The sequence below is a fragment of the Streptomyces sp. NPDC051133 genome, from assembly GCF_040682635.1.
Lineage (GTDB): Bacteria > Actinomycetota > Actinomycetes > Streptomycetales > Streptomycetaceae > Streptomyces.
Window position 1 is genome coordinate 106,534 of the sequence record NZ_JBFBBK010000022.1, and the last position, 12,084, is coordinate 118,617.

At 72.7% G+C, this 12,084-nt stretch carries 14 protein-coding genes; 2 read left to right on the forward strand and 12 right to left on the reverse strand.

Annotated elements, in window-relative coordinates:
- Positions 1–58 precede the first annotated feature (58 nt).
- The 10 genes from lgt to hisI form a co-directional block, all read right to left on the reverse strand.
- On the reverse strand, positions 59–1,036 hold the full coding sequence (gene lgt, locus AB0N17_RS23205; RefSeq protein ID WP_366013328.1) for a prolipoprotein diacylglyceryl transferase: 978 nt from the start codon (positions 1,034–1,036) through the stop codon (positions 59–61).
- Between the two features lie 82 nt (positions 1,037–1,118).
- Positions 1,119–1,901 carry a thioredoxin domain-containing protein gene (locus tag AB0N17_RS23210; RefSeq protein WP_366013329.1) on the reverse strand — a complete coding sequence of 261 codons (783 nt, stop codon included), beginning with the start codon at positions 1,899–1,901 and terminating at the stop codon, positions 1,119–1,121.
- Between the two features lie 97 nt (positions 1,902–1,998).
- The gene (gene trpA, locus AB0N17_RS23215) at positions 1,999–2,817 is read right to left on the reverse strand and encodes a tryptophan synthase subunit alpha (protein ID WP_366013330.1); all 819 of its coding nucleotides are present in this window, start codon (positions 2,815–2,817) and stop codon (positions 1,999–2,001) included.
- Positions 2,814–4,097, reverse strand: coding sequence for a tryptophan synthase subunit beta (trpB, locus tag AB0N17_RS23220; protein ID WP_366013331.1), 1,284 nt, complete (start codon positions 4,095–4,097; stop codon positions 2,814–2,816). Before trpB ends, trpA begins: the two co-directional genes overlap by 4 nt.
- 337 nt (positions 4,098–4,434) lie before the next feature.
- Complete coding sequence (gene trpC / locus AB0N17_RS23225; RefSeq protein ID WP_366013332.1) at positions 4,435–5,244, reverse strand: indole-3-glycerol phosphate synthase TrpC; 810 nt, start codon at positions 5,242–5,244, stop codon at positions 4,435–4,437.
- Between the two features lie 134 nt (positions 5,245–5,378).
- Positions 5,379–5,777, reverse strand: a complete 399-nt coding sequence (locus tag AB0N17_RS23230) for a DUF2752 domain-containing protein (protein WP_366013379.1) — start codon at positions 5,775–5,777, stop codon at positions 5,379–5,381.
- 199 nt (positions 5,778–5,976) lie between these two features.
- Positions 5,977–6,240, reverse strand: a complete 264-nt coding sequence (locus AB0N17_RS23235; protein WP_366013333.1) for an HGxxPAAW family protein — start codon at positions 6,238–6,240, stop codon at positions 5,977–5,979.
- A 177-nt stretch (positions 6,241–6,417) separates the two neighbouring features.
- On the reverse strand, positions 6,418–7,056 hold the full coding sequence (locus AB0N17_RS23240) for a TIGR02234 family membrane protein (RefSeq protein WP_366013334.1): 639 nt from the start codon (positions 7,054–7,056) through the stop codon (positions 6,418–6,420).
- 71 nt (positions 7,057–7,127) lie between these two features.
- Positions 7,128–8,606 (reverse strand): anthranilate synthase component I, encoded by a 1,479-nt coding sequence (locus AB0N17_RS23245; RefSeq protein ID WP_366013335.1) that lies wholly within the window; start codon positions 8,604–8,606, stop codon positions 7,128–7,130.
- A gap of 11 nt (positions 8,607–8,617) precedes the next feature.
- On the reverse strand, positions 8,618–9,019 hold the full coding sequence (gene hisI, locus AB0N17_RS23250; protein ID WP_366013336.1) for a phosphoribosyl-AMP cyclohydrolase: 402 nt from the start codon (positions 9,017–9,019) through the stop codon (positions 8,618–8,620).
- 83 nt (positions 9,020–9,102) lie between these two features.
- Between hisI and AB0N17_RS23255 the strand changes: the two genes are divergently transcribed.
- Together AB0N17_RS23255 and AB0N17_RS23260 are read left to right on the forward strand one after the other, a co-directional pair.
- Complete coding sequence (locus tag AB0N17_RS23255) at positions 9,103–9,738, forward strand: TIGR03085 family metal-binding protein (protein ID WP_366013337.1); 636 nt, start codon at positions 9,103–9,105, stop codon at positions 9,736–9,738.
- Positions 9,739–9,749: 11 nt separating this feature from the next.
- On the forward strand, positions 9,750–10,148 hold the full coding sequence (locus tag AB0N17_RS23260; RefSeq protein WP_366013338.1) for a VOC family protein: 399 nt from the start codon (positions 9,750–9,752) through the stop codon (positions 10,146–10,148).
- Positions 10,149–10,155: 7 nt separating this feature from the next.
- Here AB0N17_RS23260 and AB0N17_RS23265 read toward each other — a convergent pair whose 3' ends face one another.
- Both AB0N17_RS23265 and AB0N17_RS23270 read right to left on the reverse strand, forming a co-directional pair.
- A complete protein-coding gene (locus AB0N17_RS23265) occupies positions 10,156–11,400 on the reverse strand; it encodes an MFS transporter (RefSeq protein WP_366013339.1) in 1,245 nt (414 codons plus the stop codon).
- 25 nt (positions 11,401–11,425) lie between these two features.
- Entirely contained in the window at positions 11,426–12,013 is a 588-nt protein-coding gene (locus AB0N17_RS23270) for a helix-turn-helix domain-containing protein (RefSeq protein ID WP_366013340.1), read from the reverse strand.
- Positions 12,014–12,084 lie beyond the last annotated feature (71 nt).

Genomic DNA, 12,084 nt, shown 5'->3' on the forward strand with positions numbered 1-12,084 from the left:
TCACGCACCGAGGGCGCCCGGAAGTCTCCGGGCGCCCTCGGTGTCGTACAGCCGGCCGTCAGCTCTTCTTCGTCGCCGACCCGGCCTCGTCCTTCGCCTCGACCGCCTCGACGGCAGCCGCCCCGGCCTCGTCCCCGGCCTGGTCCGCGGGCTCGTCCCCGGCCTCTTCCCCGGCCTCGGCGGCACCGGCGGCCCGGTCGTCTCCGGGCACCTCGTCCGCGGCCCCGGGTTCGACGACGGCTTCCCGCCCGGGCCGCTTCTTCGCCGACACGACGAAGTACGTCACCGCCAGCAGGAAGACGATCAGCGCGGTCCAGACGTTGAGGCGGACACCCAGGATGTGGTGGGCGTCGTCCACGCGCATGTACTCGATCCACGCGCGGCCGGAGCAGTACGCGGCGACGTACAGGGCGAACGCCCGGCCGTGGCCCAGCTTGAAGCGGCGGTCGGCCCAGATCACCAGGAAGCCGACGCCGACGCACCACAGCGACTCGTACAGGAAGGTCGGGTGGTAGTAGCCCGGCACCCGTCCGCCCTCGGCGGAGGTGATGTGCAGCGCCCACGGGACATGCGTCTCGTGGCCGTACAGCTCCTGGTTGAACCAGTTGCCCCAGCGGCCGATGGCCTGGGCGAAGGCGATGCCGGGCGCGACGGCGTCGGCGTACGCGGGCATCGGGACGCCCCGGCGTCGCGCGCCGATCCACGCACCGAGCGCTCCCAGCGCGATCGCGCCCCAGATGCCGAGGCCGCCCTCCCACACCTTGAAGGCGTCCACCCAGTCACGGCCCGGGCTGAAGTACAGCTCGTAGTCCGTGATCACGTGGTACAGCCGGCCGCCGACCAGGCCGAACGGGACGGCCCAGACGGCGATGTCGGCGACCGTGCCGGCCCGCCCGCCACGGGCGATCCAGCGCCTGTTGCCGAGCCAGACGGCGACGAAGACGCCGATGATGATGCAGAAGGCGTAGCCGCGCAGCGGGATGGGGCCGAGGTACAGCACCCCGCGGGACGGGCTGGGAATGTAGGCAAGTTCCATGGCAAGTCCGACGCTACCGTGCCGGGCCGTGGGGACGGCAAGCAGCCCGGCTACGGGTCCATAACGGGGGCATGAGAAATGCTTACCCCTGGTTCGCCGCCTCCACCATCTGCTTGAGCTTGGCCGGGGTCATCGTCCGGTCCTCGTAGATGTTCTTGCCGCCGAACAGAACGGTGGGCGTGCCGCCGAAGCGCGCGGCCTCGAACGCCTGGTGGGACTTGTTCACCCAGCTGTTGTGGGTGCCGTCCTTGACGCACTTGCGGAAGGCGGGCGTGTCCAGGCCCTGCACCTTGCCGGCCAGCGCGATCAGCTTGTCGTTGTCGGCGAAGGCGTCGTCCGTCTCCTGGGGCTGGTTCGCGTAGAGCACGTCGTGGTAGTCACGGAACTTCCCGGCGTCCTGAGCGCAGGCCGCGGCGTTCGCCGCGTGCAGGGATCCCTGGCCGTTGGTGTTGTTGTCGATCAGGCGGACCAGGTGGTACTCGACTCTGAGCTTGCCGGCGTCGACCAGTTCGTGCAGCGTCGGCCGGTACGCCGCCTCGAAGGCCTGGCAGGCCGGGCAGCGGAAGTCCTCCCAGACGGTGAGCGTCGCCCTGGCGCTGTCCTTGCCGACCGGGATGGCGAGGCTGTCCTTGCCCTGCGCGCCCGAGGGCGCCACGACCGGGCCCGCGTTCTGGCTGCTCTTGCCCTTGTTGTGGCCGGAGTTCGCGGCAAGGACGCCGATCACCGCCGCCAGGGCGAGGACGCAGACGACGCTCCCGCCCACGATCAGCGCGCGCCGACGCTTCTCCGCCGATTTCTGCTTCTCGCGCTCGACCGCCAGCCGCTCCCGGGCCGTGCGCTTTCCGTCACGGTTCTTCTCGCTCACACCCCCAGAACGAACCGGGGAGGCGCAGCGCGCCTCCCCGGCCCGAGGTCCACCCGTTCGGGTGACGGAGTGTTCTGATAGGGAAAGTGACCTGCGGTTACGCCTGTCCGCGCACGCCCTTGGCCAGGTCGCCGGCCAGCTCGCGGACCGCGTCGAGGCCCGAGGCGTCGTCCGGGGCGTCCAGCATCCGCTTCACGAACGCCGAGCCCACGATCACGCCGTCGGCGAAGCCGGCGACCTCGGCGGCCTGGGCCGCGTTGGAGACGCCGAGCCCGACGCAGACGGGCAGGCCGGTGCCGGTGGCGCGGGTGCGTTCGACCAGGTCCTGGGCCTGCGCGCCGACGGACTCGCGGGTGCCGGTGACGCCCATCAGGGAGGCCGCGTAGACGAAGCCGCTGCCCGCCGCGGTGATCCGGGCGAGCCGCTCGGCCTTGCTGCTCGGCGCCACGACGAAGACCGTCGCGAGGCCGTGCTTGTCGGCGTGCTCCCGCCACAGGGCCGACTCCTGGACCGGCAGGTCGGGCAGGATGCAGCCCGCGCCGCCCGCCTCGGCCAGCTCGGTGGTGAACCGCTCCACGCCGTACCGGTCGATCGGGTTCCAGTAGGTCATGACCAGCACGGGCTTGCCGGTGGCCGAGTAGGCCTCCTTCACCGTGCGCATGACGTCGGCGATCTTCACGCCGCCGCGCAGGGCGATGTCGTCGGCGGTCTGGATGACGGGGCCGTCGAGGACCGGGTCGCTGTGCGGCAGCCCCACCTCGACGACGTCCGCCCCGCCGTCGAACACGGCCTTGACCGCCTCGATGCCGCCGTCCACGGTCGGGAAGCCGGCCGGCAGGTAGGCGATGAGCGCGGAGCGTCCCTCGGCCTTGGCGGCGGCGAGGGTGTCCGACAGCAGCTGAATGTTCCCGCTCACTTGGCGTCCCCCTCGATCTCGGCGGTGTCGGCTTCGTTGGCGGCCACCTCGGCGTCGGTGTCGTACAGGCCGAAGTAGCGGGCGGCGGTGTCCATGTCCTTGTCGCCGCGGCCGGACAGGTTGACGACGATCAGGCCGTCCTCGCCGAGCTCCCGGCCGACCTCCAGGGCGCCGGCGAGGGCGTGGGCGCTCTCGATGGCCGGGATGATGCCTTCGGTCCGCGACAGCAGGCGCAGGGCCTGCATGGCGGCGGCGTCGGTGACCGCGCGGTACTCGCCGCGGCCGGAGTCCTTCAGGTAGGAGTGCTCGGGGCCGATGCCCGGGTAGTCCAGACCGGCCGAGATCGAGTACGGCTCGGTGATCTGGCCCTCCTCGTCCTGCAGGACGTACGACCGGGAGCCGTGCAGGATGCCGGGCTCGCCCGCGGTCAGGGTGGCCGCGTGCTCGCCGGTCTCGATGCCGTGTCCCGCGGGCTCGCAGCCGATGAGCCGGACGCCCTCGTCGGGGATGAAGGCGTGGAAGAGGCCGATGGCGTTGGAGCCGCCGCCGACGCAGGCGATCGCCGCGTCGGGCAGGCGTCCGGCGCGCTCCAGGATCTGGCGGCGGGCCTCGACGCCGATCACCCGGTGGAAGTCGCGGACCATGGCCGGGAAGGGGTGCGGCCCGGCGACGGTGCCGAAGAGGTAGTGGGTGTGGTCGACGTTGGCGACCCAGTCGCGGAACGCCTCGTTGATGGCGTCCTTCAGGGTGCGGCTGCCGGACTTCACGGCGACGACCTCGGCGCCGAGCATGCGCATGCGGGCCACGTTGAGGGCCTGGCGCTCGGTGTCGATCTCGCCCATGTAGATGGTGCAGTCGAGGCCGAAGAGGGCGCAGGCGGTGGCGGTCGCGACGCCGTGCTGGCCGGCGCCGGTCTCGGCGATGACCCGCGTCTTGCCCATTCTCTTGGTGAGCAGGGCCTGGCCGAGCACGTTGTTGATCTTGTGGGAGCCGGTGTGGTTCAGGTCCTCCCGCTTGAGGAAGACCCTCGCGCCGCCGGCGTGTCCGGCGAACCTCGGCACCTCGGTCAGCGCGCTGGGCCGGCCGGTGTAGTGGACGAGCAGGTCGTCGAGCTCGCGGGCGAACTCCGGGTCGGCCTTGGCCTTGTCGTACTCGACGGCGACCTCGTCCACGGCGGCGACGAGGGCCTCCGGGATGAACTTGCCGCCGAACGCGCCGAAGTAGCCCTCGGCGCTGGGCACCTGGCCGGTGGGGTCAGGGATGAAGAACTCGCTGGGCATGCGGAAACCTCACGGTGAGTGCGTGTGGAAGGACACTGCCGTGGGGGGCGGAGCTTGTCGGGCGGCCTCGGACCATCGGTGGCCGGTCGCGTCCATGCGGCTCCATGCGGCGGGACCGCACGATCAGGACTGCTCCGCGCCCCTTGCGGGGCGCTGCCATCGCATGCCGTTCACCTGACCGGGCTCGTCACCGATCACATAGCGGACCCGCCGCCCGTGCACCCGTCGCGCGGGCGCACGGCAGCCTCGGGGTCGGCAGCCACGGGCGAGGCGGGCATAGGGGTCCCGCGTCGCCGGGGTGATCGGAAGCGTCATCGCGCGTCAGCTTAGCGGGGGATCAGCCGCGCCCGTGCCGCAGAGCGGGGTGTTCGCCCGCGGCGACCAGGTCGGAGACGGCGGCCTTCGGGTCCCGCCCGGTGACGAGGGACTCGCCGACCAGCACCGCGTCGGCACCGGCGTTGGCGTAGGCGATCAGGTCGTGCGGGCCGCGGACACCGGACTCGGCGACCTTCACGAGGTGGCCGGGGATCTCCGGGGCGATCCGCTCGAACGTGCCGCGGTCGACCTCCAGGGTCTTCAGGTTGCGCGCGTTGACGCCGATGATCTTGGCGCCCGCGTCCACGGCCCGCTCCACCTCGTCCTCGTCGTGCACCTCGACGAGGGGGGTGAGGCCGATGGAGACCGCGCGCTCGATCAGGGACTCCAGGGCCGGCTGCTCCAGGGCGGCCACGATCAGCAGCGCGAGGTCGGCGCCGTACGCCCGGGCCTCCCACAGCTGGTACGACGTGACGATGAAGTCCTTGCGCAGGACCGGGATGTCCACGCGCGCGCGGACGGCCTCCAGGTCGGCCAGCGAGCCGCCGAAGCGGCGCTGTTCGGTGAGGACGGAGATGACGGCCGCGCCGCCCGCCTCGTAGTCCGCCGCGAGCCCGGCCGGGTCGGCGATCGCGGCCAGCGCGCCCTTGGAGGGGCTGGAGCGCTTGACCTCGCAGATCACCTTGACGCCGTCGCCCTTGAGCGCGGCCACCCCGTCCTTGGCGGGCCGGGCGTTGGCCGCACGCTCCTTGAGCTCGTCGAGGCTGACGCGTGCCTGCCGCTCCGCGAGGTCGGCACGGACTCCGTCGATGATCTCGTCGAGCACACTCACGCGAGCGGCCCCCTTCCTGCCGGTGGTTCCTTCAGGTTTTGAAAACCCGTGGTCATTGCGATGGTATCCGGAGGAACGCGCAGGTCTCGCATCCGGTGGACGGCGGTCCCACCACCTGGACGTTCACCCCGTGATCAAGGATGCAGCCAGCCTCCGAACGGCAGGTTCCGGACAACGGTGAAGACCAGCAGCAGCGCGCCGATCCCGTACAGCTGCGCCGGTCCGAGGTCGAGCCGCAGCGGCCGGCCCCGTACGGCGCGGACCGTCCAGAGCGTCCACAGGACTGCGAAGCCCAGGTAGGCGGCCACGGCCGGTGCGTTGTCGTGCAGGGCGGTGACGAGATCACCGTGGACGAAGGCGTGCGCGCTGCGCAGTCCGCCGCAGCCCGGGCAGTACAGGCCGGTGATCCGGTACAGGGGGCAGACCGGGTAGTGCCCGGGCTCGTCGGGGTCCACCGCACCGACGTACGCGAAGGCCCCGGCGACCGCGGCCAGCACCCCGGCGGGGACGGCGAGCCGTCGCCACAGCGGCACGGCGACGGGGGCGGGCGCGACCGGGTACGGGGCGGTCCGGGGGGCCGTCGGCGGGGCCGGGCGGCTGTCGGCGTTCACCCGAGCATTGTCTCCCGAGAACCCGCCGGACCGCGCGCCCGTGGGTACCGCGACGCACGGCGAGGGGCGGCCGTCACCCTCTCGGGATGCCCGGCCGCCCCTCGCCCGTGAAACCGTCGGCTCAGCCCTCGACGCCCGCCGGCTCGCGGGTCGCGGCCGCGGCGGAGTTCGGGAAGGCGTGGGTCTGCTTCGGCGCACCGAGGCCCATGGCGCGCATGATGCCGCCGACCACGGCGCCGCCGAGGATGAGGACCATGCCGGCCCAGAAACCGACGGGCTCGGCCATCACCATGAAGGCGCCCGAGACGCAGAAACCGATGAAGGAAATGATGACACCGGTCCAGGCGGCCGGGGTGTGACCGTGGCCGTGGCTGCTGCCCGCCATGTCTGTGCTCCTCGTTGCTGTGTACGTGTCCCAGGAGAGCGGCGTACGAGTCGTACGGTCTCCGAGCCAGCCCGTCACTGTCCGAGCCGGACGCTCACCGTCCATTGTCCCGTACGGACCCTCGTGCCGGACGCGGGGGTGGCGTCTCGTTCGCCACACCGGCCGGAGGAATAGCCGTCAGGCCCCCGTCGGGTCCTCGCCCCTGTCCAGCGCCTTCCAGATCTCCTCGGGCCGCTCCGGGTCGACCGGCCGGGCCTTGCGCCGCGGACGGTCGGTGCCGCGCTCGTAGCGGCCGGACATGGCGGGCCACAGGCTGCCGTAGCGCAGGGCGAGCAGACCGGCGAGCAGGATGAGGGCGCCGCCGGCGGCCGCGACGTAGGGCCAGCCGGTATGGCTGAGCGCGGCGACCGTGGCGGACGTGTCGCCACTGGCCTGGGCGGCCTTGTCGTCCAGCGCGGAGTTGTCGGAGGCGGCCACGAGGGCGGCGGCGACGATGCCGGCGCCGGAGAGCGCGAGCAGACCGGCGACGACGAGGCGACCGGCCCTGCGGACGGCGAAGACGGCGACGAGCGCGGCGAGGCCCACTATGGCGAGGGCCGCGGGGACGCCCGTGACGTCGCTGCCCTTGGCGGTCAGCGGGAAGGCGCCGCCGGCCACCGTCGCGGTGCCCTCCGCCCAGCGCTGCCGGGTCGCGAGCAGCGCCACGGCCGCGCCGAGCGCACCGCACAGGAGGGCCACGGCGAGGCTCCGCCGGCCGGACCGGGCGGGTGCGGCGGCTTCGGAACGGGAGTGAGGAACAGCAGTCACGTACTCCACTATCGCCTGAACCCCGGGCGAACCGTCACCCGGGGCTCATATGAGAAGCACCCCACTTGCCGGGAAGGGCCCTACCTGCCCAGTCGGTTGGCCGTGTGCACGGCCCGCAGGACCGCCGCCGCCTTGTTGCGGCACTCCTGGTCCTCCGCGACCGGGTCGGAGTCGGCGACGATGCCGGCGCCCGCCTGGACGTAGGCCGTGCCGTCCCGCAGCAGGGCCGTGCGGATGGCGATGGCGGTGTCGGAGTCGCCCGCGAAGTCCAGGTAGCCGACGCAGCCGCCATACAGCCCCCGGCGGGACGGCTCCAGTCCGTCGATGATCTGCATCGCGCGCGGCTTGGGGGCGCCGGAGAGGGTGCCCGCCGGGAAACAGGCGGTGAGCACGTCGAAGGCCGTGCGGCCCTCGGCCACCTTGCCGGTGACCGTGGAGACGATGTGCATCACGTGCGAGTAGCGCTCGACGGACATGAAGTCGACCACCTCGACCGAGCCGGGCTCGCAGACCCGTCCGAGGTCGTTGCGCCCGAGGTCGACCAGCATCAGGTGCTCGGCGCGCTCCTTGGGGTCGGCGAGCAGTTCGTCGGCGAGGGCCTGGTCCTCCTGCGGGGTGGCGCCGCGGTGCCGGGTACCGGCGATGGGGTGCACCATGGCCCGCCCGTCCTCGACCTTCACCAGGGCTTCCGGGGAGGACCCGACGACGTCGAAGCCGTCGAAGCGGAACAGGTACATGTACGGGGACGGGTTGGTCGCCCTGAGGACCCGGTAGACGTCGAGCGCGCTCGCCGTGCACGGCGTCTCGAAGCGCTGGGACGGTACGACCTGGAAGGCCTCGCCCGCGCGGATGCGCTCCTTGATGTCCTCGACGGCCGTCCGGAAGTCCGGGCCGCCCCACAGCGCGGTGTACTCGGGCAGCTCGGAGGGCGGCAGCACGGCCGGGGGCTGGGCCACCGCGCGCGAGAGGTCGGCCTCCATGGCGTCGAGACGGGCCACGGCGTCCGCGTAGGCCTCGTCCACGCCGGTGTCGAGGTCGTTGTGGTTGATCGCGTTGGCGATCAGCAGGACCGAGCCCTCCCAGTGGTCCATCACGGCGAGATCGCTGGTCAGGAGCATGGTCAGCTCGGGCAGCCGCAGGTCGTCGCGCTCGCCGGGGCCGATCTTCTCCAGGCGGCGGACGACGTCGTAGCCGAGGTAGCCGACCATGCCGCCGGTGAAGGGCGGCATGCCCTCCTGGTGGGGGGTGTGCAGGGCCTGGATGGTGGCGCGCAGGGCCTTCAGCGGGTCGCCGTCGACCGGGACGCCGACCGGCGGGGTGCCGAGCCAGTGGGCCTGCCCGTCCCGCGCGGTGAGCGTGGCGGCGCTGCGGACGCCCACGAAGGAGTAACGGGACCAGGAGCGGCCGTTCTCCGCGGACTCCAGCAGGAAGGTGCCGGGGCGCTCGGCGGCGAGCTTGCGGTAGAGCGCGACCGGGGTGTCGCCGTCGGCGAGGAGCTTGCGCGTGACCGGGATGACGCGCCGGTCGGTGGCCAGCTTGCGGAAGGTCTCGAGGTCCATGGCGGCTGACCTTACTGATCAGTGGTCGGGACGGCGGAATCGGCGTCCTTGAGGAGCACGTCCTCGTCGAAGCAGGTGCGCGCGCCGGTGTGGCAGGCGGCGCCCACCTGGTCGACCTTGACCAGGACGGTGTCGGCGTCGCAGTCGAGGGCGACCGACTTCACCCACTGGAAGTGGCCGGAGGTGTCGCCCTTGACCCAGTACTCCTGGCGGCTGCGCGACCAGTAGGTGCAGCGGCCGGTGGTCAGCGTGCGGTGCAGCGCCTCGTCGTCCATCCAGCCGAGCATGAGCACCTCGCCGGTGTCGTACTGCTGGGCGACGGCGGGCACGAGACCGTCGGCGCTGCGCCTGAGGCGCGCGGCGATCTCCGGGTCGAGGCTGCTGGGCCGGGGGATACCGGGCGTACTGGTCATGGGTGCCATTGTGCCGCGCGGGACCGGGGGCGCCGGGGCCGTGTCCACTGCGCGGACTCGGCGGCTGGCCGTAGGCTGACCCCATGTCGACCTTCGCCAAGCGTGAACGGCTCCTGCTCGCCGACCTCTTGGAAACCGTCGGTCCGGACGCCGAGACCCTCTGCGAGGGCTGGCGCACCCGGGACCTGGCCGCGCACGTGGTGGTGCGCGAGCGCCGGCCGGACGCCGCCGGGGGCGCGCTGCTCAAGCCCCTCGCGTCGCGCCTGGAGAAGGTGATGGCCGAGTACACCGCGAAGCCGTACGAGGAGCTGATCCAGCTGATCCGTACCGGTCCCCCGCGCTTCTCGCCCTTCCAGCTCAAGCAGGTCGACGAGGCCGCCAACATCGTCGAGTTCTACATCCACACGGAGGACGTCCGCCGCGCCCAGCCGGACTGGACCTCGCGGGAGCTGGACCCGGTCTTCCAGGACGCGCTGTGGTCCCGGCTGGAGCGCGCCGCGCGGCTGGTGGGCCGGGGTGTGCCGACGGGGCTGGTGCTGCGCCGCCCGGACGGCCAGACGGCGGTGGCGCACCGGGGCGCTCCGGTGGTGACGGTGACGGGTGAGCCGTCCGAGCTGCTGATGTTCGCCTTCGGGCGGCAGGACGCGGCGAAGGTGGAGGTGGACGGCGAGGCGGACGCGATCGCCACGCTGCACGAGTCCCGGCAACTGGGCATCTGAGAGGGGCGCTCGTGATCAAGGTCGCCATGACCGGGGTGTACGTGGACGACGTGGCGCGCGCCCACGCCTTCTACACGGACGTCCTCGGCTTCGAGACGCGCCTGCACATGGACCTGGGCGACGACACGCTGTTCGTCACGGTCGGTGCACCCGACGGCGCCCAGCCGGACCTCCAGCTGCTGCTGGAGCCCGGCCAGGGCCCCATCGCGGAGCCGTACCGCCGGGCGCTGTACGAGGCGGGCATCCCGTGCATCGTCTTCTCGGTGGACGACCTCCCTGCGGAGTACGCGCGCCTGACCGGGCTCGGCGTCCGGTTCACGCACGAACCGCGGGAGCAGGGCCCGGTGCTGGCGGCGGTGTTCGACGACACGGTGGGCAACCTGGTGCAGCTGGTTCAGCCGAAGGGGTGAGGCGCGGTCAGCCGGGGAGTTCCGCGCGGCGCAGGGCCGGTACGGCGAGGGCGACGACCCCGCCGAGGCCGCAGACGGCGGCGCTGACTGCGTAGACCGGCCCGAGCCCCCAAGCGCCGATGGCGGCGGCGGCCAACGGCATGCTCAGCGGGGTGAGGCCGAGGCTGATCAGGCCGGCGACGGCGGTGACGCGGCCGAGGCAGGCGGGGTCGGAGTGGGTCTGCAGCAGAGCCCCGCACAGGGCGCCGCTGAGCCCGGTGAGCAGGCCGACGAGGAGGGCCGTCGTGACGGCCGCGGCCAGGGTGGGCACGAAGGCGAGGGCGCCGACGGCGACGGAGCCCGCGGCGCACGCGCACCCGGTGGCCAGTCCGGCGCGCGGCAGCCGCCCGCGGACGGTCAGCACCAGTGAGGCGGCCGCGGCGCCGGTCCCGAACCCGGCGAGCACCCCTCCCATGCCGGAGGCGCCCCAGCCCCGGTGGTCGGCGAGCAGGGTCAGACCGACGTTCAGCGGGCCGACGAAGCCGAGGTCGCCAAGGGCGATGGCCAGCATCAGCGGGGCGAGGACACGGTGCCGGCGGATGTGGCGCAGTCCGGCGCGCAGGTCGCTCCAGGCGGTCCCGGCGGGCCCGGGCGTGCCGTCCTGGGGCAGGTCCCGTACGCGCACGCGGAGCAGCAGCGGGACCGAGGCGGCGATGAGCACTCCGGCGAGCGCGAAGGCGGCGGCCGCTCCCCCCACGGCCACGCCCAGCCCGCCGAGCGGGGCGCCGGCCACGCTCGCGAAGCGGATGGCGAGGCCCCGCATGCCCTGGACCCGGGCGAGCTGGCCCCCCTCGGTGAGGCGGGCCGGGAGGGCGCCCACGGCGGGCATGAAGACGGCGTCGACGGTGCCGAAGACCATTGCCAGCAGGGCGAGCGGCCACAGCCCGGGCCGGGTGAGGAACAGCAGGGCGGCCACGGCGAGGACGGCCGCGCAGCGCACGGCGTCGCTGCCGATGACGACCCGGCGTGGCCCGATGCGGTCCGCGACGACTCCTCCGCCGAGCATCAGCACGGCCCGGGGCAGCGCGCCGGCGGACATCACGAGACCGGCCTGGGCGGGGGTTCCCTCCTGGACCGCGGCCCAGGACAGGGCGAGGTAGAAGATGTTGTCGCCCAGCATCGAGGAGGTGTAGGCGGCGAGCCAGCGCCGGACGTGGGGGTCGCGGTGGGCCTGCGCCGCGGTCGCAGGGGGTGTCAGCGCGGTGGCGGTCACGGGGACGTCCTCTCAGACGCGGAACTCAGACGCGGAACGGGAAGCCGTACACGTGCAGCGCGACGTGTTCGCGCCCCTCGGTGTCGCCGACGGCCTCACGGCCGCGCCCCAGCTCGTCGTAGCGCTTGAGCACGTCGTGCACGTCCTTCTTGAGCTGGGCCAGTTCCCCGGCGGTCAGCCTGAGCAGCGACTCGGAGTCGTGGGCGGCCTCGTGCCAGTCGGTGCCCCAGTGGGCGCGCTCGTCGAGGTACCTCAGGTACATCCCGGCGCGCTGCTCCAGGAACAGCCGCGAGGCCGCCAGGTGGGCCGCGACCTTCTCGGGGGCGTCCTGGAAGTCCTCGTCGCGGATGGAGACGCCGTCGGAGGCCGGCTGCCACCAGCGCTCACGCGCGTCCCCGCTGCGCGGCTCGGCCGCCTCGACCAAGCCGTGCTCGGCGAGCTTGCGCAGGTGGTAGCTGACCAGGGAGACGGCCTCGTCGACCTGTTCGGCGAGCTGGGAGGCGGTGGCCGCCTCGGCGACGAACAGCAGCCGGTACAGCTGCATGCGCAGGGGATGCGCGAGCGCCTTCAGGGTGCCCACGTCCGTGATCCGGCGTTCCTCGTTGCGAGCCATGCCCCGAACCTAGATACGAAAGAAAAATTGCACAATAGATTTTGCGCAACTTCTCTTTCGCATCTCTTCGA